At 55.5% G+C, this 23,311-nt stretch carries 17 protein-coding genes; all 17 read left to right on the forward strand.

Annotated elements, in window-relative coordinates; all coding sequences use genetic code 11:
• Positions 1 to 12: 12 nt before the first annotated feature.
• The 17 genes from RDU76_03410 to speE all read left to right on the forward strand — a co-directional run bounded on the left by RDU76_03410 (position 13) and on the right by speE (position 23,289).
• Positions 13 to 1,293, forward strand: coding sequence for a helix-hairpin-helix domain-containing protein (locus RDU76_03410; GenBank protein ID MDQ7797979.1), 1,281 nt, complete (start codon positions 13 to 15; stop codon positions 1,291 to 1,293).
• Positions 1,290 to 3,164, forward strand: a complete 1,875-nt coding sequence (locus tag RDU76_03415; protein MDQ7797980.1) for a helix-hairpin-helix domain-containing protein — start codon at positions 1,290 to 1,292, stop codon at positions 3,162 to 3,164. Before RDU76_03410 ends, RDU76_03415 begins: the two co-directional genes overlap by 4 nt.
• Before the next feature lie 55 nt (positions 3,165 to 3,219).
• Positions 3,220 to 4,413, forward strand: coding sequence for a tetratricopeptide repeat protein (locus tag RDU76_03420; protein MDQ7797981.1), 1,194 nt, complete (start codon positions 3,220 to 3,222; stop codon positions 4,411 to 4,413).
• A 27-nt stretch (positions 4,414 to 4,440) separates the two neighbouring features.
• Positions 4,441 to 5,790, forward strand: a complete 1,350-nt coding sequence (gene rseP, locus RDU76_03425) for an RIP metalloprotease RseP (GenBank protein ID MDQ7797982.1) — start codon at positions 4,441 to 4,443, stop codon at positions 5,788 to 5,790.
• 30 nt (positions 5,791 to 5,820) lie between these two features.
• Entirely contained in the window at positions 5,821 to 6,375 is a 555-nt protein-coding gene (locus RDU76_03430) for a hypothetical protein (GenBank protein MDQ7797983.1), read from the forward strand.
• Positions 6,376 to 6,482: 107 nt separating this feature from the next.
• Positions 6,483 to 8,567 carry an elongation factor G gene (gene fusA / locus RDU76_03435; GenBank protein ID MDQ7797984.1) on the forward strand — a complete coding sequence of 695 codons (2,085 nt, stop codon included), beginning with the start codon at positions 6,483 to 6,485 and terminating at the stop codon, positions 8,565 to 8,567.
• 252 nt (positions 8,568 to 8,819) lie between these two features.
• Positions 8,820 to 9,821 carry an asparaginase gene (locus RDU76_03440; GenBank protein ID MDQ7797985.1) on the forward strand — a complete coding sequence of 334 codons (1,002 nt, stop codon included), beginning with the start codon at positions 8,820 to 8,822 and terminating at the stop codon, positions 9,819 to 9,821.
• A complete protein-coding gene (locus RDU76_03445; GenBank protein ID MDQ7797986.1) occupies positions 9,811 to 10,905 on the forward strand; it encodes a tetratricopeptide repeat protein in 1,095 nt (364 codons plus the stop codon). Before RDU76_03440 ends, RDU76_03445 begins: the two co-directional genes overlap by 11 nt.
• Positions 10,906 to 10,978: 73 nt before the next feature.
• The gene (locus tag RDU76_03450) at positions 10,979 to 12,394 is read left to right on the forward strand and encodes an FAD-linked oxidase C-terminal domain-containing protein (protein MDQ7797987.1); all 1,416 of its coding nucleotides are present in this window, start codon (positions 10,979 to 10,981) and stop codon (positions 12,392 to 12,394) included.
• The gene (locus tag RDU76_03455) at positions 12,378 to 13,016 is read left to right on the forward strand and encodes a redox-sensing transcriptional repressor Rex (protein ID MDQ7797988.1); all 639 of its coding nucleotides are present in this window, start codon (positions 12,378 to 12,380) and stop codon (positions 13,014 to 13,016) included. Before RDU76_03450 ends, RDU76_03455 begins: the two co-directional genes overlap by 17 nt.
• Positions 13,017 to 13,031: 15 nt before the next feature.
• A complete protein-coding gene (gene lpdA / locus RDU76_03460; GenBank protein MDQ7797989.1) occupies positions 13,032 to 14,408 on the forward strand; it encodes a dihydrolipoyl dehydrogenase in 1,377 nt (458 codons plus the stop codon).
• A 15-nt stretch (positions 14,409 to 14,423) separates the two neighbouring features.
• A complete protein-coding gene (locus RDU76_03465; GenBank protein ID MDQ7797990.1) occupies positions 14,424 to 15,911 on the forward strand; it encodes an ABC transporter substrate-binding protein in 1,488 nt (495 codons plus the stop codon).
• A 13-nt stretch (positions 15,912 to 15,924) separates the two neighbouring features.
• A complete protein-coding gene (locus RDU76_03470) occupies positions 15,925 to 17,400 on the forward strand; it encodes an ABC transporter substrate-binding protein (protein MDQ7797991.1) in 1,476 nt (491 codons plus the stop codon).
• A gap of 32 nt (positions 17,401 to 17,432) precedes the next feature.
• Positions 17,433 to 18,932 carry a HAMP domain-containing sensor histidine kinase gene (locus RDU76_03475; GenBank protein ID MDQ7797992.1) on the forward strand — a complete coding sequence of 500 codons (1,500 nt, stop codon included), beginning with the start codon at positions 17,433 to 17,435 and terminating at the stop codon, positions 18,930 to 18,932.
• A gap of 16 nt (positions 18,933 to 18,948) precedes the next feature.
• The gene (locus RDU76_03480) at positions 18,949 to 19,347 is read left to right on the forward strand and encodes a response regulator (protein ID MDQ7797993.1); all 399 of its coding nucleotides are present in this window, start codon (positions 18,949 to 18,951) and stop codon (positions 19,345 to 19,347) included.
• 215 nt (positions 19,348 to 19,562) lie between these two features.
• Positions 19,563 to 22,232: a diguanylate cyclase gene (locus RDU76_03485; protein MDQ7797994.1), complete on the forward strand. Its 2,670-nt coding sequence runs from the start codon at positions 19,563 to 19,565 to the stop codon at positions 22,230 to 22,232.
• Between the two features lie 145 nt (positions 22,233 to 22,377).
• On the forward strand, positions 22,378 to 23,289 hold the full coding sequence (gene speE / locus RDU76_03490; GenBank protein ID MDQ7797995.1) for a polyamine aminopropyltransferase: 912 nt from the start codon (positions 22,378 to 22,380) through the stop codon (positions 23,287 to 23,289).
• Positions 23,290 to 23,311: the final 22 nt, after the last annotated feature.

Consider the following 23,311-nt stretch of genomic DNA (forward strand, 5'->3'; position numbering starts at 1 on the left):
TCCTAACAGATCATGAAAACCATAATAGTCATAACACTAATAATTCTTTTTCCCCCCATCCTAGCCGTTGCCTCCTTTGAAGAGTTCCAGACCGATGCCCGGATCTACGGCCTGGCCGGGGCCGGGGTGGCGCTATCCGACCTGACCGGCAGCGATCTGTATAATCCGGCACTCCCGGCCCTGGCCCCGGACCTCTCTGCCTGCAGCGGCAGCTCGATCCCATTCGGGCTGACAGATCTGACGGCCTTCTCCGGAGCCTATGCCCATCGAAAGGACAAAATAGGGGTGGCCGCTGTACTATCCACTTTAGGCAATGGCCTTTACCGGGAAAATATTTTAAAAGGGACCTTCTCCTATCGCCTGATAGAAAAGGCGGCAGTTGGTGTTTCCCTTAACTGCTATCAGTTGAACGTCGAAAGATACGGTTCAGGGGCCGGAATGGGACTGGATCTGGGAGTGCTGGGCAAGCCGGCAGAATGGCTGGCGCTGGGAATGGTGGCTGGCAACGTGAACCGGCCGACCATCGGTCAAAATGGTGAGGAGCTTTCGCAAAACCTTTCGCTGGGCGCGGCGTTGGAACCCTTAGACGAAATTACGCTTCTCGTTGAGCTTAATGACCAGCGGGATTGGCCCTGCCAGATCCGCATCGGGCAGGAATATCGCTATCGCAATCTTTTGGCCCTCAGGGCTGGGTTTTGCAATCAGCCAAATGCAGCCAGCCTGGGCTTCGGAGTGATTCATAAAAAAATAAGGCTGGATTATGCCATCAGGACCCATCCCGATCTGGGGTTTTCGCACTGCCTGAGCCTGAACTATATAACTCAGAGGATATTTGCCCGGCCAGAGGAGGTCAGAATGAAGGGCAGCCAAACCGTCAAGATCATTGAAAAGATTGATCCCAACAGCGCTTCATTTGACGACCTCTGCCTTCTGCCGGGCATCGGGCCCCAAGCAGCTGCGGACATCATTGCTTTTCGCGACAGCATCGGGCCGTTCAAACACCTCGATGATCTGGCCGAGGTCAATGGGATCGGCCGGTCGTTGCTGGAGAGAATGGCCCCCTATATGACCCTGGAATACAAACCCGGCATCCCGCTGGCTGTTAATATCAATCAGGCCTCGGCCCAGGAATTGGCAACCCTACCTGCCATCGGGCCCAAAACCGCCGGGGATATCATCGCCTACCGCCAAAAGAACGGGCCCTTCCGGAACCCTGAGGAAGTAATGAACGTTAAGGGCATCGGGCGGAAGGCCTACGAGGAGATAAAGAATCTTATCACTATCGGGCCATGAACCAACTTCTGAAGGGCCTGCTGCTGCTGGCAATCCCCCTATATGCCGGGGCACAGGAGATGCCCGACATCGAGGACCAGCAGGCCTCGCAGGACCTTGCCGAGCAGATGATCTATCTGCAGGAGCACCCGGTAAATCTCAACCATGCCGACCTTGACCAGCTGATGACCCTTCCGGGGATCACTCCCTACCAGGCCCTCCGGCTGGACCGATATTTAAAAAGCCATCCCAAATTGAGCGACCCCTTGCTCCTGGTCAGGGATTCCATTTTGGACCCCCAGGCTCTGGAATCCCTGCTGCCGTACGTCTGCCTTGATTTCCACCTCCCCGCCAATAGCGTCAAATTAAAGCTTTCCTCCAGATTGCAGAGAAAGTGGCCGGAGGCGGAGGGAATTGCCGAGGGCAGTTTTAACGGTTCGCCGCTGGAGAGCCGGACCCGGATGTGGTTCCGTCCGGATGAAAACTGGGAGATATACGGGCAATGCCAGCATGACGTGGGCGAGCCGGCCTGGAACGACTATTATTCCGGCAATCTATGGTGGTCGGATGACCAAGGAACCAAGCAGGTGATAATCGGGGATTATCAAATGAAGATCGGCCAGGGGCTGTTATTCGGCGGCAGCTCGCCCCGCATATTCTCCAGCTACTGGTCCGGCTCGGCCCAACTTGACGCCGCAGCGGTCCGCCAGTATTTTTCCTCCCACGAATACCGGGGTTTGCGGGGGCTTTGCCTGAAACACCCATTAGCAGACAACTTGAACATTATCTGTTTTGCCTCCCGACGGCGGATGGATGCCAAAATAGATTCGATGGACCGCATAACCAGCATCTATGACGACGGATATCATCGCAGCCATGCGGAGCTGGAAAGGAAAAACAATTCGGCCGAGACCATCATCGGCGGACGGGTGGGCTTTAGCCCCGGCCGCTCCTGCGACATCGGGATAACCGGCTATAACCGGGCCTTCGATAAAACGACGGCCGAAGGACTATATAATGCCTTTTTGGTCAGCCTGGATGCCAGAACTGCATTGGATAAAAATTGGGCCTGGCTTGAGCTGGCCAAGGGAGAGGGGGCGGTCGGCGGGTATACCGGGGAGGTAGGGTTTATGGTGCGGGACTATGCCGGCCGGATCGATATTTACGGATATTCCCCGAAATTCAAACCTCCCCGTTTTAATGCGGATAATTATTTCGGCGGCGATGATGAGAGGGGGATCACTATCGCCGGCTGGTACCGGGCTCCGTTGGGCTGCGATATTTCGGCCATATACAACCAGTTCTATCCCTGGCAACCATTTCCCCTTTCATCCCAGGGGTACCGGGGGGTGCGCTATGAAGCCAGGCTGGATAAAAAAATATTCCAGGGTCTCCTGGCCGACCTTCGGATCAGATCCCTGCAGAAAGAATATTTTATTGATGAACAATCCGGAGCCCCGATATATCATACCTCGAACCTTACCTTCAAGGCCGGCCTGCATTGGCGATTGGGAAAGCAGTTCAGCGCCACCGGCAGGCATCAAGCATCCTTTTTCGGGGATTCCCGGCATGAAGACAGAAAACGTGGGGAACTGCTGTCCCTGGCCTTAAAGGCCCAACTGCCAAGGGACATCACCATCCAAGGCCAGACGGTATTTTACTACGCACCCAGTTACGATGCCAGGCTTTATCTGGCGGAGCCGGAGCTAAGATCGGGGGGGAGCTTTCACGGCTACTGGGGCCTGGGGCGGAGGGATGCTTTATTTTTGAGATGTGCCTTGGGCCGCTCCGGGGCCGGCTATCTGAAAATAGCCAGGCAGCTAAGGGATTACCAGGGCCAGGTCGACCAAGACACCGAGCTGGGAATCGAGCTGGAATTTTTGTTAAAATAAATCCGATTTTATGTTATAATAACCCACTTAGTTAAAGACCGAAAGGGACTGGTTTATGACCGAGGACAGGGAACAAATAAAAAGCAAAGAGCATGAGCTGAGGGAGGCGGAGGCAAGGCTCGGCCCGGACAATCCCGAATTGCTTCCCCGGCTAAAAGAACTGGCCGAGGTCTATATCCACTGGGGAAGATTTTCCCTGGCCGACAGCCTGTACCGCAGAGCCATTCAATTAACCATCAGGGAATCGGGCCCGGAGAGCCTGGAGGTCGCTGCTTGCTTTAACCGCCTGGCAGTTTTGTACAGCGTTCAGGGGCGTTATTACGAGGCCCTGCCGTTTTATGAGAGATCCCTCAATCTGAATAAAAAACTGGCACCGAGCGAAGTCCTGGTGCAGGCCAGACTGATGGCCAATATCGGGACGGTGTATAAGATCCTGGGGCGGCACCTTCCGGCCGAGGAAATCTTGCTGAAGGCCCGGGAGATATTCCAAAAGGGATCCGGCGGCAATGATCCAATGCTGGCGGGAATACTGATAAATCTGGCCGGGCTGTATCGCGATCTGAACCGCCTGCCGGAGGCCGAGTCCCTGTGCAGCACGGCCATCGAAATGTCATTGAACGCCTACGGCCCCGAACACCCGCAAATAGCCTTATGCTACAACAACCTGGCCGAGGTTTATGCCGCCCAGGGAAGGAAGGACGAGGCCGAAGAGCTTTACATCAGGGCTATAGAGATGAAGGAAAAGGTGCAGGGCCCCGGGCATCCGGAGATCGCAATGTACCTCAACAATCTGGGCGACCTCTACCGGTCGCAGCAGAAATTCGTGGAGGCCGAAACCATCTACCGCCGGGCGTTGGAGATAGACGAGGCCCATTTGCCCCAGGAAAGCCCGAACCTGGCCACCACCTATAAAAACCTGGCCACCCTTTCTTCGGTCCAGGGATATTATGATAAAGCCGAGGCCTATTATCTCCGGGCGGTCTCCATTTCTGAGCGCACCCTGGGGCCGGATCATCCCGAGGTGGCGGAGCCCCTGGCCCGGCTGGCGGAGCTGCAGCACGGACAGGGCCGAAACAAAGAGGCCGAGGCCCTCTGCCACCGTTCGATGGCCATCTGGCAGAAAGGATACGGACCCAAACACTTCAAGGTGGGGGAGATGCTGAAGATGCTGTCCCGATTGTGCTTTGCCCAGGAAAAGATGTCCGAGGGAGAGGCCTTTTTAAAGCAGGCCTTTGAGATCGTCAAATAGAAGTAAAAGCATTATACAGGAGTCATAATGGTGACAACAGTTCTGGCCACATTGTTCGTTCTGGGGATCATGGTCTTTGTCCATGAGCTGGGCCATTTTTACGTGGCCAAGAAGGTGGGCATCAGGGTCTTGAAATTCTCTTTGGGTTTCGGCCCCAAATTATTCGGATTCAAAAAAGGCGATACCCAGTATCTGATCTCGGCCCTCCCCCTGGGGGGGTATGTGAAATTGGACGGGGAGGACGCCTTCGAGGAGGGCTATGTCCCCAAGCCGGGCGATTATATGGCCGCCCCCTGGTGGGGCCGGGTGCTGATGGCCCTGGCCGGCCCGATGGCCAACCTGGTTACCGCCTTTCTGATCTTCGTCATGCTGGGGCTGGTCGGTTTTAACGCCCCGGATTATTCCACCTCGGTCGGCAAGGTGGGGTCGGGAAGCCTGGCCCAGCAGATAGGGGTAACTGAGGGCGACCGGGTGGTTTCGATCGACGGGAAAGAAGTTAAAACCTGGCATGGCCTGTGGCAGGAGCTGCAGGCCGAGAGAACAGCCGACTCGATATCCCTCACCCTGGACCGGGCCGGAAAGAGAATAGTCCTTAATATCCCCTCATCCCGTCGGATGAAATTCCTGGAGAATATCGAACCGGCGGTGCCGGCTCAGCTGGGCGAGGTCTATTCCAGCCTGCCGGCCTACCAGGCCGGACTCAACGCCGGAGACATCATCCTATCCATTGACGATAAGCCGGTAAAGACCTGGGACGGCATGAGGGAGATCATCAACCAAAATGCCGGGCGGGAGTCCAGGCTTCTGGTCGAACGGGGGTCCGATACCCTCAGCGTCCGAATCACACCGGTGGAGCAGGATTACCCGGGCCAGGGCCCGGTCGGGGTCATTGGGGTCACTGCCCCGGTGTTCGGGAGCTATAAACTTCGTCTGGGCCTTTGGGCCTCGGTGACCAATGCCACGGTCAGCACCGGAGGCTTGGTGGCCCGCACTTACGGCGTGTTGTACAAGATCGTGGTAAAACCCTCCTCGGCCAAGCAGCTGGGCGGCATCCTGATGATAGGAGAGATGGCCGGAAGCACCGCCAAAAAAGGCTTCAGCGACCTGATGCTTTTGGTGGCGCTTCTTTCCATCAGTTTGATGGTTCTCAATCTCCTGCCCCTGCCGGTGCTGGACGGCGGGGTGATCTTCTTCAGCCTGCTGGAGGGGGTAAGGAAAAGGACCCTGCCGGTAAAAGTGCAGGTGGTGATCCAGCAGATCGGGATAGCCATCCTGATCATGCTGATGCTGTTCACCATTCTCAACGACGGCATGAAGATATTCAGCCGGCACTCAGCGGTCAAGAAGAACAGCCAGCAGATAGAACAGGCCAAATAGCTTTCAAATCTCAACCATCGGAGGGCAACCATGGAGGTCAAGGGCACCTCGGTGCTGGCCACCAAGAATTTCGTCAATCACAAGTTCGGCCCGGAGGCACAAAAAGCATGGCTGGAAAGCCTGCCTGGGGAATCGAGGAAGATATTTGACCAGGCCATACTGGCCAACAACTGGTATCCCTTTCAGGCCGGTTTTGTCGAGCCCACCAGGATGATCTGCAACAGCTTCTACGGCGGCAACGAACTGGGGGCCAGGGAGATCGGCCGTTACAGCGCCGAACAATCACTCAGGGGCATTTACAAGGCCTTTGCCAGGGTGGCCTCGGTCAATTTCATAATGGAGCGGACGGCCAACATCTTCAAGACCTATTACACCCCGGGGAGGATGGAAGTGGCATCCCAGGACCAGCACCACCTGGCCTTCCACATTCTGGACATCGACGATTCGGACCTGCTGTTCGAGCACCGGATCTGCGGCTGGATAAACGGAGCGTTGCTGATCTGCAACAATCGGGACCACGAGGTGAAGATAGCCCGGTCGGTGGCCCGGGGCGATACTTTGACCGAGATCCTGGTTGCATTGTAAAGGGCTGTCCCCAAATAATTTATTGACTTTTAGGCGCCAAGATTGTTATAATCCGGAATCTGTTTACTTTATAAAACAACAAAATTTCATATATCGGGAGGGACGTTTTGAAGAATTATACAGCGGACAAGATCCACAACATTGTATTGGCCGGCCACGGCGGCTGCGGAAAGACCACCCTGGCCGAAGCCATGGTCCATGCCGGCAATCCCACCGGGCGCCTGGGGCGGGTGGACGACGGCAACTCCATCTTCGATTTCGACATCGACGAGACCACCCGCAAGATATCCATCTTCTCATCCCTGGCGGCCTGCGAACACCAGGACCACAAGCTTAATGTGATAGACACCCCGGGCTACGCCGATTTTGCCGGCGAGGTCAAGGCCGGAATGCGGGTGGCCGACTGCGTGATCATAGTGGCCCAGGGGGTGTCCGGGATAGAGGTGGGCACCGACAAGTGCTGGAAGTACTCGGACGAGCTGAAGCTCCCCCGGGCCATCTTCCTGACCCGTTTGCTGAAGGAGCATTCCGATTTTTATAAATCGCTGGACCAGGCCCGCGATAAATTCGGCCACCAGGCGGTGCCCCTGACCCTGCCCATCGGCGACCAGCTGAACCTGAAGGGAGTGGTCGATCTCACGGTGATGAAGGCCTTTCTCGAGAGCGAGGGAAAATCCACCATCGGCGAGATCCCGAGCCAAATGGCCGAAAAAGCCAAGGAATACCGGGACAAACTGGTGGAGGCGGTGGCCGAATCCGACGACAGCCTGATGGAGAAATTTTTGAACGGCGAGAGCCTGACCGATCAGGAAATATCCGATGGTTTGAAAACAGGCATCAGAAAAGGGAGCCTGGTGCCGGTGTTCGCCGGAGACGGTTACTTCCAGGTGGGGGTCAACGCCATGTTGAATTCCATCGTAGCCTTCTTTCCGACCGCGGCCGATACCCAGGAAGTGGTGGCCCAAAAGGCCGGCAGCGACGAGGAGATAATCGTCAAGTGCGATCCCAACGGGCCGCCGGTGCTGTTCATGTTCAAAACCTTCATCGAACCCCATGCCGGAAATCTGAACTACTTCCGGATGTATTCCGGCTCGCTGGAGCCGGGGATAGAGCTTTATAACGCCTCCCTCAGCAAGGCGGAAAAATTCGGGCAGTTCTATTTTCCCAACGGCAAGGACCGCATCGATGCCGCCAAAATCAGCTGCGGCGATATCGGCATCGCGGTAAAGCTGAAGGAATCCGGCACCGGGGACACCATCAGCACCAAGAATCATCAGGTCATCCTTCCCAAGACCATCCTGCCCAAGCCGTCGATATCGGTGGCGGTGGAGGCCAAATCCAAGGATGACGAAGGCAAGATATCGGTGGGGCTGTCCCGCCTTAACGAGGAGGACCCCACCTTCACCTACGGCTTCGTGCCCGAGATCCGGCAGACCCTGATCAACGGCCTGGGCGAGCTGCATCTGGACATCATGGTGGGGCGCTTGAAGCGGAAGTTCGGGGTGGAGGTCACCATCATCAAGCCCCGGATACCCTACCGCGAGACCATCTCCAAGAAGGTGGAGATCCAGGGCAAGCACAAGAAACAATCTGGGGGACACGGACAGTACGGCGACGTCTGGCTGCGCCTGGAGCCGCTGCCCCGGGGCGGGGGCTTCGAGTTCGTGGACGAGGTGGTGGGCGGGGTGGTGCCCGGCAACTTCATCCCCTCGGTGGAGAAGGGGGTCAAGGCGGCCATGCTGGAAGGGGCGGTGGCGGGCTACCACATCGTGGACCTGAAGGCGGCCATCTATTTCGGCTCCTATCACCCGGTGGACTCCTCCGGCACCAGCTTCGAGATCGCCGGTTCCATGGCCCTCAAAAAGGGCGTGCTGGAAGCCTCGCCGGTCCTGCTGGAGCCCATCATGAAACTGGAGGTGGCCATTCCCGAGGAATTCGCCGGCCAGGTGATGGGCGACCTCAACTCCCGCCGGGGCCGCATCAGCGGCATGGACTCGGCCAAGGGCCTGCAGGTGATCAAGGCCACCGTGCCCCAGGGCGAGATGTACAAGTATTCCACCTCCCTGCGCTCCATGACCCAGGGCCGGGGCAGCTTCGAGATGGAGTTCTCCCATTACGATCCGGTGCCTTTCGAGGCCACCCAGAAGATCATCGAAGAGGCCAAGAAGGAAAAGGAAGAGAAGCAGAAATAATTCCATACAACCAAAAAACGGGGCGATAAGATCGCCTCGTTTTTTCTTGAAAGCCGGGCGGTTTTGCGGTAATATTCAATTGTATTGGGTCCGCTTATAATGCTTACTTTTTTAACCGCCAAGACGCGAAGGACGCAAAGGCTCAAGATGTCTTTGTAACTTGTGATAGGAAAGACACTACAAAAATTCGCGGCATAGTAACAGAAACGTTTGAATCTTTGTGTCTTTGTGGCAAATACATTTATGGGGAAAATGAAAAAACCAAAATTAGCCATCATCTTCACCGGCGGGACCATCTCCATGAAATCCAGCAAAAAGAGCGGGGGCGCGGTTCCGGCCTTCAAGGGGCGGGACATCCTCAAGCTCCTGCCGGTGATCAACAAGAATTTCAAGATAGAGGTGCATGATTTCGGGCAATACCCGGGGCCGCATATCACGCCGGAGATGATGCTGGAGATATCCCTGATCGCCAGAAAATACCTGGCCCGGCCCGACATCATGGGCCTGATCGTCACCCACGGCACCGACACCCTGGAGGAGACCGCCTACTTTCTTGACCTGACCATACACTCGCCCAAGCCGGTGGTGGTGGTGGGGGCCATGAAGGACTGCACCGAGCTGGGCTGGGACGGTCCGGCCAACCTGATGGGCGCCGCCCGGACGGCGGTCTCGCCGGATGCCCGAAACAAGGGGGTCCTGGTCTTTCTGAACAACACCATCAATTCGGCCGGGGAGGTGACCAAGACCAGCACCGATTCCTTCGAGACCTTCCGCAGTCCCGACCTGGGCCCGCTGGGCTGGGTGGACCAGGACCGGGTGCTGTTCTACCGCCAGCCGATGTACCGCGAGCATTACCCGGTCAGGAGAATAGAGCCCCGGGTGGATCTTTTTAAAATGGCGGTGGGGATGGACTCCCGCCTTGTCAAATACGCGGTCGATTCCGGGGCCAAGGGACTAGTGGTAGAGGGCATGGGGCGGGGAAATATTCCGCCGGATGTAGTGCCCGGGATAGAATACGCCATTGCCAAGAAGATCCCGGTCGTCCTCTGTTCCCGCTGCATAGGGGGCAGGGTGCTGGGAACCTATGCCTATCCCGGCGGCGGGGCTCAGCTGATCAAAAAAGGGGTCATCCTGGGCGGACACCTGCCGGGACAGAAGGCCCGGATCAAGCTGATGATACTGCTGGGTCGGAGAATGGACCCCATGCAGATCAAGGAGTTTTTCGAACGGTTTGAATATTCCTGTGAAAGATAGGTCAAAAAAAAAGAACGCCTCAGATATCCTTTCGATATTATTCCAATTATATTATAACCGGGGCGAGGTGTTGGACAAGACCATCGGTTTCCAGCAGTCTTTGGACAATTACCGGACCATGAAAAGGCTGGCAAAGGCCTTGGGGGATCGCAACCAACTTCTGCGTGCCTGGGTAGAGGTGGGGTATCGGCTGACAATGCTGGGAAAACTGATGGAGGCTCTGGCCGAACACAGTGCCGTGTCCCAGGACCTATCAGAAGATGATCCTTTTGAAGTCAGCTGCCGCAACGACCATTGCCAGGCAATAGTTCTCCGCCAGCTGGGCCGCTATGAGGAAGCTTTGGCGGTCCAGGAACGGTTAAGCAAAATCCCAGCTATTGACCAAGAATCCCGTTTCAACTGGCTTAACAGCCTGGGCCATACGTTTTGGCGCATGGGCCGCTATCAGGATGCGGTGGGCTGTTTTCAAAAGGTTTTGGAGTGGACAGCGAGCGGTTCAAATCCCGTGCTTCAGGCCACAGCTCACAACAACCTGGGACTGGTTTATTCCGATATGGAAAGGCTGGACGAAGCAAGGGACCAGCACCAAAGGTCCCTGCACCTCCGGAGGGAGTTCCACGATCCGGGTGCCATATGCACCTCCTACCTGAATCTGGGCAATGTAATGGTCCAGTCGGATGATATCGATTCCGGGCTGGGGCTTTGGGAGAAGGCCCTGGTGATCAGCAAGAGATTGGGGGACAAAGCCACCGAGGCTATGATCGAGAACAACATGGGTGAAGTAAGCTACAAAACCGGGAATTATCCCAAAGCCGCGGATCATTTTTATAAGAGCCTTCTGATGAAGCAATCGCTTAACCTCCGATCCTACCTGGACACCAGTTTGGAAGGCCTGGCAAAGACGTATTACGAGATGAGAAACCAACCGGGATGCGCCGAGCAATGCCGCCATTTTGGCCAGCTTCTGCTGGCCCTGGATACAGCCCGGCCCCAAAAACGGGAGAACGTGACCAGCATCCTGGCCGCCTTAGATGCGGCGGGTGACAATAGCCGGGGGGGTAGCAACGGGGCGGCCGGGAATTGAATCTTTGGCGGCTGTTGTGCAGTATGCCCCGGCGGCGAATCAACTGAAAATACTCGCAGTAAAAGATAGGAAAATGAGCCAATATAATAAGATAAGCCCGAACATCGAACAACGGCTGAAAGAGATCGTCGGAGAAAAGTATCTGATAACCCTGGACGACGACATGGAACCCTATTCCCACGATGAGACCCTGCATCACAAATTCATGCCCGCGGTAGTGGTAAAACCGGCCGATACCCCCCAGGTCTCGGCCATAATGAAATTGGCCGATGCCGAAAAGGTCCCGCTTACCCCCCGGGGGGCCGGCACCGGACTGTCCGGGGGCGCCCTGCCGGTGTGCGGTGGCATTCTGCTGTCATTGGAGAGATTCAACAAGATCCTGGAGATTGACGAAGATAACCTGATGGTGGTCACCCAACCGGCGGTGATAACCGGACAACTTCAGAAAGAAGTAGAAGAGAGGGGATTGTTCTATCCGCCGGACCCAGCCAGTTTGGATTCCTGTTCCATCGGCGGCAACATTGCCGAGAACGCCGGCGGGGCCAGGGCCTTCAAATACGGGGTCACCCGGCACTATCTTTGCGGATTGGAGGTCGTCTGGCCCAACGGCGATATCTCCCGGCTGGGGGGCAGGATCATCAAGGATGTTTCGGGTTACGACCTGATGCATTTGATATGCGGATCGGAAGGCACCCTGGCCGTGATCACCGAGATCACCCTCCGGCTGCTGCCCAAGCCCAAATTCCAGACCGACCTTCTGATCCCGTTCTCCTCCATTGATGATGCTGTCAAGGCCACCAATGCCGTGATCCGGGAGAGGATAATCCCCGCCACCATGGAATTCATGGAGAAGAAGGCCGTCCTGGCGGCCGAGGCTTTTTTGGAAAAGAAGGCGCCCTACCGGGAGGCCGAAGCCCACCTGCTGGTCCAGCTGGACGGCGAGGCCCGGGAGGATCTGCAGAAGCTGTACGAAAGGATCGGCCAGATAGTCTCCGACCATGGCGCGCTGGACGTGCTGGTGGCCGAGGACCGGCCTTCGCAGGACCGGCTGTGGGAGATCCGCCGCTCCCTTTCCGAAGCGCTGACCGCCAAAAGCCCGGTCCGGGAGCGGGAGGACGTGGTGGTGCCCAAGTCAAAAATACCGCAGCTTTTTAAGGAACTGGAAATTTTGCAGAAGAAATATTCCCTGGAGATAGTCTCCTTCGGTCATATCGGGGACGGGAACATCCATGTCAACATCCTCAAAGGGGAATTCCAGACCGATAGATGGCAGGAGGCCCTGCCCGTCCTGCTCGGCGAGATGTTCGCCAGGGTGGTGGAGCTGGGCGGGACCATCTCCGGAGAGCACGGCATAGGCTATGTAAAGAAAAAATATCTGCCGCTGGCGGTGGATGCCCCGGCCATAAAGGCCATGAGGGAAATCAAAAAAAGCCTGGATCCAAACCATATACTGAACCCGGGGAAGATATTCGATGAAGTCGCCAGTTAAGATCCCGGAATCGGCCATCCGCCGGCTGTCCATGTATTTCCACCATCTGGCATCCTTGAAGGAGCTGGGCGTGGAGACCATCTCCTCGCGAGAGATCGCCACGGTCTACGGGCTGGAACCGTTCCAGGTGCGCAAGGACCTCTCCTATTTCGGCGCTTTCGGGCGTCGGGGCCGGGGGTACAATGTCGCCAAACTGATGGACAAGCTGGGCGCCATTTTGGGGCTGGACCGCAGCTGGAACATCTGCCTGGTGGGGGCCGGAAACATCGGCCTGGCCATGTACCGCTATCAGGACTTTAAACAGCGGGGATTCAACATTGTGGCGGTGTTCGACTCCGATCCCAAAAAGGCGGGCCAGACGCTCAAACCGGGGATGGCCATTCAATTGATGGACCAGATCGAGCAAACCGTCAACCAGAAAAAGATCCAGATCGGGATCATAGCCGTGCCGCCCCAGGCCGCCCAGTCGGCGGTCGACAGGCTTACGGCCGCCGGGGTCAAGGCCATCCTGTTCTTTCCCTCCAGCCAGATATTGATCCCCAAAGGGACCGCCCTGCGGAGGGTCAACCTGGGTCTGGACCTGGAATTCCTCAGTTACGCACTTACCAACAATCAATTATAAGGATATTGCACCAATATGGACCAGCATATCGTCATCATAGGCGGGGGGCCGGCAGGATACGTGGGCGCCATCAGGGCCGCCCAGCTGGGGGCCAGGGTCACTGTGATTGAGAAGAGTACCCTGGGCGGCACCTGCCTCAACGTGGGCTGCATTCCCACCAAAGCCCTGCTGGCATCGGCCTCCGTCATGCAGCATACCAAAGCCGCCGGGCAGTTCGGTATCAAAACAGAGGGCGTCAGCTTCAACTGGGCCGACATCCAGAAAAGGAAGGACCGGGTGGTCAAAAAGGCCACCGCCGGGGTGGGAATGCTCCTGAAAGCAAAACAGGTGGAGGTCATCAAATCCCCGGCCCGTCTTTCCGGAAGGGGAAAGATACTGCTGGAAGCCGAAGGACGGGAGATCGGATACGACAAACTGCTGATAGCCACCGGCTCCCAGCCGGTGATCCCGCCCATCCCCGGCATTGACCTGCCCGGGGTGCTGGACAGCACCGGGGCCCTGGCCCTGGATGCGGTCCCGGAAAGCCTGCTGATCATCGGCGGCGGGGTGATCGGCTGCGAGATGGCCGAGGTCTACAGCACCTTCGGCTCGAGGGTGACCATCGTCGAGATGATGCCCCAGCTGATCCCCGGGGAGGATCCGGAGGCGGTGGAGGTGCTGTATAAGGCGCTGATCAAAAAAGGGGTGGATATTAAGCTTGATTCCCGGGTGAACGGTCTGACAAAGAACGGGGATCTGATCGAGGTTGAAGTGGCCGGAAATGAAGGCGGAAAAACAAAAATCAAGGCCGCCAGGGTATTGGTGTCGGTGGGCCGCAAGGCATCCATTCAGGGCCTGGGGCTGGAGGAGGCCGGGATCGCCATTGAAAAGGGCTGCATCAAGGTCAACGGCCGGATGGAAACCAATATTCCCGGTGTTTATGCGGCCGGGGACTGCATCGGCGGATGGCTGCTGGCCCATGTGGCCTCCCGGGAGGCCGAGATCGCCGTGGAGAACATGCTGGGGCCTGAGGCGGTCATGGAATACCATGCCGTGCCCCGCTGTGTCTATACCCACCCCGAGATAGCCTCGGCAGGAATACCTGCTTCTCCGCAGGCGGATAAAAATATCCTGACAGGCAAGTTTCCCTTTTCGGCCAGCGGCAAGGCCAGCTGTATCGGGGAACTGGAGGGTTTTGTCAAGATCCTGGCCGACAGGGAAACCCATCAACTTCTGGGGTGCGTTATCGCCGGGCCCGCTGCCACCGAACTGATCTCCGAGGCCTCACTGGCGATATCATCGAAACTCCGGCTGGAGGATGTCATTCAAACCGTCCATTCCCACCCCACCCTCCACGAGTCGTTCCTGGAGGCGGCCCTCAATGCGCTGGGCCGGGCCATTCACCTGTCCTGAAGATAAAGGAGTCCCATGAAAAAGATCATTCTGGCCTTTTCCCTGCTGGCCTCTCTTTCCTGCAGCTATCCGCAGCAGCCCCTGCGGATAGCTGCCAGCGAAGGACTGATAAGCTTCGATCCCCATACCCAGGACGAGGCGGTCACCGTGGAGATACTGGGCAACTGCTACGAAAGTTTGGTGACCTTTGATGCCGACATGCAGCTTGTTCCGATGCTGTGCACCGGATACAGCAATGTCGACGACCGCACCTGGCGTTTTTACCTCCGGCCGGGGGTAAAGTTCCATAACGGGAAACCACTGACGGCGGAGGATGCCATCTTCAGTCTGGAGAGGGCCGGCAACCATCAGGCGTCGGTCTTTAAAAGCATGCTGGCAGTGATAGAGAAGATAGAAAAAATTGACAGCCTGACCATCGAGATATCCACCGCCAAGCCCCGGCCCAACCTGATGAATATACTGACCATGATAAACATCATCCCCGCCCGATCCGACCCGGCCGGACAGCCGGTAGGCACCGGACCCTATTCCCTGTCTGGATTCAACGGCCGGGACATCCTGTATTTGAACCAGTTCAAGGGCTATTGGGGGGAGGAGCCGTTCTTCAATAAGACGGAGTTCCATATTATAACAGATGACTCCCAACGGATGGAAAAACTGCTGAACGGCATGATGGATATCAATGCCAATGTCCCGGAAAGCTTCCGCACCAGACTGTCCGGCGACAGCAGGGTGAATATGGTGACCAAACCCGGCACCACCATTACCGTTCTGGGGTTGAATACCTCCGGCAAGTTCAAGGATAACCCCCTTTCCGATGTGCGTCTGCGCCAGGCGATCTCCCTGGCCATAAACCGCCGGGAGATGGTCGCCAGGGTCTGCCACGGGTACGCCGTCCCCGCCAACCAGATAGCGACCCAGGCCATATTAGGCTACGATCCGGAACTCCCCGAAATTGAACAGAATATCGAAAAAGCCCGCCAGATAATCGGTCCCTTGAAGACATCCGATCCGATCGAACTGACCATAAAGGTATCGTCAGCAGCCTGGTTCGAGGGACAGCTCCTGGCGGAATTCCTGGCGCCGATAGGCATCAAGCTGACAGTAGACTCCCTGTCCTGGACGGAATTATATAGCTCCATCGAGAGCGGCCAGGCCCAATTCTACCTGATGGGGTTTGCTTACAGCTTTGGAGATGCCAGCGAGTTGTTGAACGATATGGTCCATTCCAAGGGCGGCGCCCGGGATTTTGGCATCCGCAATCTTTCGGGATATTCCAACGAAAACCTGGATAAAATCCTGGAGAAAGCGGACCGTGAATTCGATCCCCTTTTGCGCAAACAGTTGCTGCAGCAGGCCATCCTGCTGACCACCAAGGACCTTCCCTTAATTCCTCTGTATATCCGGGACAGCAGCTACGGACTGCGCCGGGGCCTGATCTGGCAGCAGAAGACGGCGGCGGCGATGCTGGTCAAAGATATCCGCCCTCAAAACAATCTATAATGGAGTCAGTCCGATGTTGAAAAGAATCACCGCGGTATTGTTAATAGGCCTGCTTTGCTCCTGCGCCGGTAACAGCCCCGACGGCCGGCTGCTGACCCTGGCCATGGAAGACGAGCTGATAACCCTTGATCCATATTTGCATGACGACAGCATCACTCATTCGATACTCAGCAATATCTATGATGCTTTGGTCAGCTTCGACCGGGACATGAAAGTGGAGCCGGCTCTGGCCATCAGCTGGGAAAACCCCGACGATCTCACCTGGAGGTTCACCCTTAGGCCCAATGTGTTCTTCCATGACGGCCGCCAGCTGGCCTCGAAAGATGTCAAATACAGCCTGGAAAGGGCCCGGCTGGGCAAGGTATGCCATTATCTGGCAACCCTTCAAAGCATAACTGTGATCGATGATTTGACGCTGGAAATAAAGACCAGCAAGCCATCGCCGGTCCTGCTGAACAAACTTACCTTCATCGCCATCATGCCGGAGGGCACCGCTGACCCTGTCACCACGCCGGTCGGGACCGGGCCATACCATTTTGTAAGATACCAGGCCGGAAGCCAGATAGAGCTGAAAGCCAATGAAAAACACTGGAAGGGCCGCCCGACGATCAAAAGGGTCATATTTAAGATCATTCCCGGGGAACAGGACCGCCTGCAGGCCCTGCTTGACGGCAAGGTGCAGTTGATCCGCGATGTCGATAAGAACAAAGCCGACCAAAACCGCACCAACCCCAAAATCAATTTTGTCAACAGCCCCGGCCTGGGGGTCAGCATGCTGGGGATCAATTTCACCGGGAAGGGGCCGTTGTCGGCCCGTAAAGTGCGGGAGGCGATCTATTGGGCGATAGATCCCGATGAGGCAATAAAGGCTTCAGGCTGGGATGCCCTGCCGATAGATCAGCTGGTCTCCCCATACATCGTGGGATATAATCCCGCCATATCCATGAAAAGGCCGGACCTGGCCAGGGCCAGAAAATTGCTGGCCGAGGCCGGTTATGCCGGCGGTTTCAAGGTGTCTCTGGAGATGTCCAGGACGGCGGCGTCCACCACCGGGGATATCCTGGCCAAGCAATTGGGCAGGATCGGCATCAAGGTAGCCCTGACCGGGAGCGACTGGCCGGATTTCTCCAGCCGGCTTGATCGGCGCCAGATCCCGTTTTTCCTGGTGGGATGGTCCTGCAGTTCCGGCGATGCTTCGGATCTTTTCGATGCCTGCCTGCACACCAGCGATGGCAAGAATTATGGCAGTGCCAACTGGGGGGTATACAGCAACCGGAGGCTGGATTCGGTGATCGAGAAAAGCAACCAGGTGCTGGACAACAAGGAGAGGATAGAGTTCTTAAAGCAGGCCATGGAACTGGCCATGTCGGACTACCCCTTTATTCCCATCTTTGCCAGGAACCGGATATATGGCCGGGACAGAAACATCATTTTCCTGCCCCGCCAGGATGGAAGGATCAAAGTGTTCGAAATATATTACAAGCTATAGGGTGACAGCCTAGCGGCACCGGGGAATATAAGATGTTTAAAAGCCTTAAAATAAAACTGGCCATCGCCGCCAGCCTGTTAGTGATAATAATCATTACGGTGTATTCGTTGATTTCGGTGCTTGCCAGGCGGGAACAGCTGAAAAACGAGATACAGGGCGGGGTCATTGCCTTTGCCCAGATGACCGTGGCTCCCATCTGCCAGAGCTATTATTTATATTACACCTCGGGTTATTTCAAATTCAGGGGCAGCCTGTCAAATTTTCTAAGGATGAACGGCAACATCACCGAAATCCAGATAATCGACGTCAACGGCGAAGTGAAATTCGATTCCCGGCAAATGGATATTGAACATTCCGCTATTCCCAAGAAGCCGGAACTGTACGAGTCCGGCCTTATGGAGAGGGTGAAGAGACTGGATCTGAGCTATAAGATAATCAGCACCGCCGATGACCAGGAAGCCATTTCGGTGGTGATGCCCTATATCGAAGAATGGGGCCGGCACAGATTATCGGTAAGGTTCGTCGGCTCCTTCGCTGCCCTGGGATATTTGATCCGAAGCAGCCTGAGACAGGTTTTGATAACCGGGCTATTGTTCGTCCTGCTGGGGAGCGTCCTGGCTTATTTCATGGCCCGGAGCATCACCGATCCCATCAGCCAGCTGACCATCGCCACCCGGGAAATCGGGGCCGGGAAACTGGATAAAGAGGTGAACGTCAAAACCGACGATGAGATCGGCTCCCTGGCCGATAACTTCAACATCATGACCAGGCAGCTGAAGGTCAATCTGGAGGCCCTGTCCGAGTCCTACGACCGTTTGTCCCAGGCCAACGCCGAACTTATGGAGCTGGACCGGCTGAAAAGCAACTTCATCGCCAATGTTTCCCATGAGCTCAAGACCCCCCTGACCACCATTTCGGGTTATGCCGATTATCTGGCCATGGAAAAACTGGGCCCCCTGACCGAGACCCAGCGCAAGGGGATCGAGGTGATGCGGAGGAACATCAAGCGGCTGACCAGGCAGATAAAGGACCTGCTGGATTTTATCACCATAGAGTCCGGGCATTTTGCGGTGGACCAGCATCCTTTTGACATCCGGGCGCTTTTGGACGAGACGGCCGCCAACTATCAGGCGGAGCTGGACAAGAAGAAGCTGGAAATCGTCATCGATGCTCCCGAAAAACTGAATGTCATCGGGGACCGGGACCGGATCCTGCAGGTGATCGATAACCTGGTAATGAATGCCCTGAAATTCACCTCCCGGGGCTACATCAAACTCAAGGCCCAACCTGACGGGGAGAGGGCAGCTAGGATCGAGGTATCTGACAGCGGAGTCGGAATTCCCCAGGAATCGGTGCCCCGGATATTCGAGAGGTTCCATCAGCTGGATGGATCCTCCACCAGGAAATATGGCGGAGTTGGTTTGGGTTTGGCCATAGTCAAATCCATTCTGGACGCCCATCAAAGCGCCATTGAAGTTACCAGCCAGGCCGGGAAGGGCAGCTGTTTTACTTTTAAATTGCCTTTGGAATAAATAAGGGGAGAGCGCCATGGCACCAGATGCTTCGGGCAAAATTATCATTCTGGCGGTGGACGATGAGGAGGATATTTTAGGGCTGGTTAAAATGGTCCTGGAGGAGGCCGGCTACACGGTGATAACCGCGCTTTCAGGCCACGAGGCACTGCAGACACTCTATCATGTCAAGCCGGACCTGATATTGCTGGATATCATGATGCCGGAGCTGGACGGCATGGAACTGATCAAGATCCTGAAGATCATGGATTTCTCCTCCACCATCCCTATTGCCATGCTGACGGCCAAAACAGATTTCGGCGACCGCATGGCCGCCATCAAGGAGAACGCTGTCGATTACATTTGCAAGCCGTTCTCCCCGCCAGAATTAGTCAAAAGGGTAGAAGAGATCCTAAGCGGACGGAGCAATAAATAGCTGCCTAGGTATTAAATATGCATATATTATAAGTTTGGTGATTATATATTTATATTTCCCAAATATTGCTTGGCAGGTTAACTGATTGTTTCATTGTATTTTACGAACTTATAATTATCAATAAGGATTGATATTCATATCAGTATGATATATAAAACAATAACTAGATTGTAGATAGTTATATCTAAAACCACAAAAATTTAAGGCAGACAGCTATGCCCAAAGCTCAGATAATGGTGGTGGAGGATGAGCGAATTGTAGCTTCCGATATCGAGAAACGATTGAAAATTCTGGGCTACAATGTGCTGGATTTAGTAACCTCCGGCGAAGAGGCTGTGGAAAAAGCCAAAAATATCCTGCCGGATCTGGTGTTGATGGATATAGTATTAAAAGGGGGTATGGATGGTATCTCAGCGGCAGATGCAATCCATACCCTTCTTAATATTCCGGTGGTATTTTTGACGGCTTATGCCGATCCCGATACATTGTCCAGGGCTAAAAAAACCGAGCCCTACGGATATCTCATCAAACCGTTTGAAGAGCGGGAACTGGTCGCGGCAATCGAGATAGCACTGGAGAAGCATAAAAATATTTCCCGGCTGAAGGATAAAGAAAAGCACTTCAGGTTCTTGATCGAGAACGGATCGGATATAATTCTGGTTATCGGCAGCAACGGGGTCTTTGAATACGGCTCACCTTCGATAGAAAACATTCTGGGCTATAAGCCTGACGAATACCTGGGCAAAGGGGGGCGGGACTTCATCCACCCCGACGATGCCGATGGCATAGGCGGCATCCTGGAGCAAAGGAAAAAGATCCCCGGCGCTTCTCCGGCCTTCGAAGTAAGGGCCAGGCACAAGAACGGGAGCTGGCGATCTTTCGAAGCCATTGCCAACAATATGCTGAACGACCCCGAGGTCTCCGGGATCGTGATAAACGCCAGGGATATTACCGACAGAAAAGCGGCCGAGGAGGCCCTCCGCAAGGCCCATCAGGAGCTTAAGGCCATATTTGAAGCCCTGCCAGACATGTTCTTCCTGCTGGATAATGAGGGCACCATCCTGGACTACAACACCAGCCGGCTTTCGGACCTGCTGGTGCCGCCCGAGAGATTTCTGGGCAAGAAGATCGGGGAGATCCTGCCGGAACCAGCCGCCGGGATCGTCGGGCAGGCCCTGCGTGAGGTAAGGGAGAAAGGCCTGCTGACCGTCACCGAGTATTCCCTGACCAAGGATGGTGAGCAGGACTTCTACGAGGCCCGGCTGCTGCCCCTGTCGGCTTCACAGATCATCGCCATAGTGAGGAAGGTCACCGACCGGAAGAGGGCGGAGGAAAAACAGCGCAAATACTCCGGCGATCTGGATTTCCTGTCCAAAACGGCCATGGACTTTGTCAGGATGCCGGTTGAGCAGGATCTGTTCAAGTATATTGCCGAGAAGGTGAAATCGATAGCCGGAAGCTCGATGGTGATAGTAAGCTCCTATAGCGAATCGTCGGACATGCTTCGGGTAAAATATATCCTAGGGATAGAGGAACACTACCATGCCGTTTTGAAACTTATCAAAGCAGACCCGGTAGGCATGGACTTCAAGCTCAGCCGGGAAGCGAAGGAGGCGTATCTCTCCGGCGAGGTGGTCGATGCACCGATAGATCTCCATAACCTTACCTATAAGAAAATATCCAAAAAGGTGTGCAGCAAGATCGAATCCCTGCTGTCCCTAAAAAACATTTTCACCATAGGATTGTGCCATAGCGAGGAGCTGTTCGGCAATATCGCCATATTATCGCCCAGCCAGGCCCCGCCTTTTAATGTCAGCCTGATGGAAACTTTCTCCAACCAGGCCTCGGTCGCCCTGCAGCGGCGCAAGGCCGAGGACCAGCTCAAATATATCAGCCTGCACGATCCCCTGACCGGGCTCTATAACCGGGCTTTCTTCGAGGAGGAGATGCGCCGCTTGGATTTGGAACGGATCGAGTCGGTGGGCATGATCATGTGCGATGTGGACGGCCTGAAGCTGGTCAACGATATTATGGGCCACAAGACCGGGGACGGACTGCTGATGGCAGTTTCGGGCATCATCCGGGACGCCTGCCGGAGGGGAGATCTGGTAGCCAGGCTGGGCGGGGATGAATTTGCGGTGTTGCTGCCCAATATCAACCAGGCCGACCTGGACGGCATCTGTCACCGGATAAAGCATACCATCCGCACCTATAATGCCGAGAACCCCGAACTTCCCTTAAGCATATCGATAGGCCATACTTTACGCAGCCATGCTAATGTGGGCATCACCGACCTTTTCAAGGAAGCTGACAACATCATGTACCGCCAGAAGCAGGATAATCATGATCTGTTGATACAGAATTTCATCAAAGCCTTAAAGACCCGTGGCGTGATCTCCGGGGGAAGGATAATCCGCCTGGAAAATCTGATCACCCATTTTGCCATGGCCATGGGACTGTCGGAGATCGATATAAAAGAAATGAAGCTGTTGGCCAATTTTTGCGATATCGGCAAGATCGGGATATCGGATAAGATACTGTTGAAATCCCAATCGCTGGATCCTCAGGAGCTGGCCGAAATGAAAAGGCATTGCGAGATAGGCTATCATGTGGCCCGGTTCTCTTCGGATCTGATCCCGGTTGCCGATCTGGTTCTGAAACACCATGAATGGTGGAATGGGCAGGGATATCCCCTGGGTTTGTCCGGCGGGGACATTCCGCTGGAATGCAGGATGCTGGCCATAGCCGAAGCCTACGAGGCCATGACCAGCGATAGGCCCCATAGCAAGGCCATGAGCCATGGAGAGTCTGTTGCCGAACTTAAAAAATTTGCCGGGACCCAGTTCGATCCCGTTCTGGTCGAAAAATTCATCACTATGTTCTGACCCGGCCGGTTTATTCAATGCGGCCCCATCATTCCGGGGCCGCATTTTCATGGATATGGTTTTATGGATTGAATAAATACCGGGGTTTATTGTATAATGATCAAGGTAAACATTCCCCAAACAGACTGCAAAACGGAGGAGAAAAATGACGGTCAGCAATTATTACCTTGAACACTGGATGGACGAGATGCATCTGCACGGTGTTAAAAAAACGGTGGTCAGCACCCAGACCAAATACCAGAAGATAGACATCGTCGATACATATAATTACGGGCGCTGTCTGTTCCTTGACGAAAGGATGCAGAGTTCGGAGCGCGATTCTTTCATCTACCATGAGGCGCTGGTGCACCCCCCTCTGTTGCTGCATCCCGACCCCCAAAAGGTGATGATCGTGGGCGGCGGCGAGGGCGAGACCCTGCGCGACATCCTAAAGCACAAATCGGTCAAGCAGGTGGTGATGGTGGACATCGACCAGCAGCTGGTGGAGTTCTGCCGGAAGGAGCTGCCGCAGTGGGCCGGGGGGGCTTTCAAGGACCGCCGCTCCAAGGTGCATTATATGGATGCCCGGGCCTACCTGCAGAAGACCCGGGAGACCTTCGATGTGATAATCATCGACCTGACCGAGCCCATAGAGGGCGGGCCTTCGTTCAAGCTTTACACCCGGGAGTTCTACCAACTGCTGAACCGGCGGCTTTCGCCTCAGGGCCTGATCACCCTGCAGGCCGGCACCACCCGCAGCGGCGACACCCAGATGCTGACCGCCGTCGCCCGCACCATCTCCAGCGCCTTCCCGGTCACCAGGATATACCAGGTGATAATCCCCTCATTCGGCCTGCCCTGGGGTTTCATCCTGGGCTCCAAAGGCGCCGACCCATTGGTCTATTCCCCGGACCAGATCGATGCCCTGATTAAAAAACGGGGGCTAAAAAAACTGGATTACTATGACGGCATCACCCATTTAAGCATGTTCGCCCTGCCGAAGTTCCTGCGTAAAGATTTCGATAAACAGCAGAGGGTGATAACCGATAAGAACCTGCTGACCGCCAAGTTCGCCTAACCTTTAAATCACTAAGATACTG

This window comes from Candidatus Edwardsbacteria bacterium (assembly GCA_031082425.1).
Taxonomy (GTDB): domain Bacteria; phylum Edwardsbacteria; class AC1; order AC1; family EtOH8; genus UBA2226.

Bases quoted from the DNA above. Each gene is read 5' to 3' on its own strand.
- RDU76_03450 (MDQ7797987.1), top strand. From the start codon at position 10,979: ATGAGCCAATATAATAAGATAAGCCCGAACATCGAACAACGGCTGAAA.
- RDU76_03465 (MDQ7797990.1), top strand. From the start codon at position 14,424: ATGAAAAAGATCATTCTGGCCTTTTCCCTGCTGGCCTCTCTTTCCTGC.
- RDU76_03480 (MDQ7797993.1), top strand. From the start codon at position 18,949: ATGGCACCAGATGCTTCGGGCAAAATTATCATTCTGGCGGTGGACGAT.
- RDU76_03415 (MDQ7797980.1), top strand. From the start codon at position 1,290: ATGAACCAACTTCTGAAGGGCCTGCTGCTGCTGGCAATCCCCCTATAT.
- RDU76_03455 (MDQ7797988.1), top strand. From the start codon at position 12,378: ATGAAGTCGCCAGTTAAGATCCCGGAATCGGCCATCCGCCGGCTGTCC.
- RDU76_03410 (MDQ7797979.1), top strand. From the start codon at position 13: ATGAAAACCATAATAGTCATAACACTAATAATTCTTTTTCCCCCCATC.
- lpdA (MDQ7797989.1), top strand. From the start codon at position 13,032: ATGGACCAGCATATCGTCATCATAGGCGGGGGGCCGGCAGGATACGTG.
- RDU76_03470 (MDQ7797991.1), top strand. From the start codon at position 15,925: ATGTTGAAAAGAATCACCGCGGTATTGTTAATAGGCCTGCTTTGCTCC.
- RDU76_03420 (MDQ7797981.1), top strand. From the start codon at position 3,220: ATGACCGAGGACAGGGAACAAATAAAAAGCAAAGAGCATGAGCTGAGG.
- RDU76_03440 (MDQ7797985.1), top strand. From the start codon at position 8,820: ATGAAAAAACCAAAATTAGCCATCATCTTCACCGGCGGGACCATCTCC.
- RDU76_03475 (MDQ7797992.1), top strand. From the start codon at position 17,433: ATGTTTAAAAGCCTTAAAATAAAACTGGCCATCGCCGCCAGCCTGTTA.
- speE (MDQ7797995.1), top strand. From the start codon at position 22,378: ATGACGGTCAGCAATTATTACCTTGAACACTGGATGGACGAGATGCAT.
- rseP (MDQ7797982.1), top strand. From the start codon at position 4,441: ATGGTGACAACAGTTCTGGCCACATTGTTCGTTCTGGGGATCATGGTC.
- RDU76_03485 (MDQ7797994.1), top strand. From the start codon at position 19,563: ATGCCCAAAGCTCAGATAATGGTGGTGGAGGATGAGCGAATTGTAGCT.
- RDU76_03430 (MDQ7797983.1), top strand. From the start codon at position 5,821: ATGGAGGTCAAGGGCACCTCGGTGCTGGCCACCAAGAATTTCGTCAAT.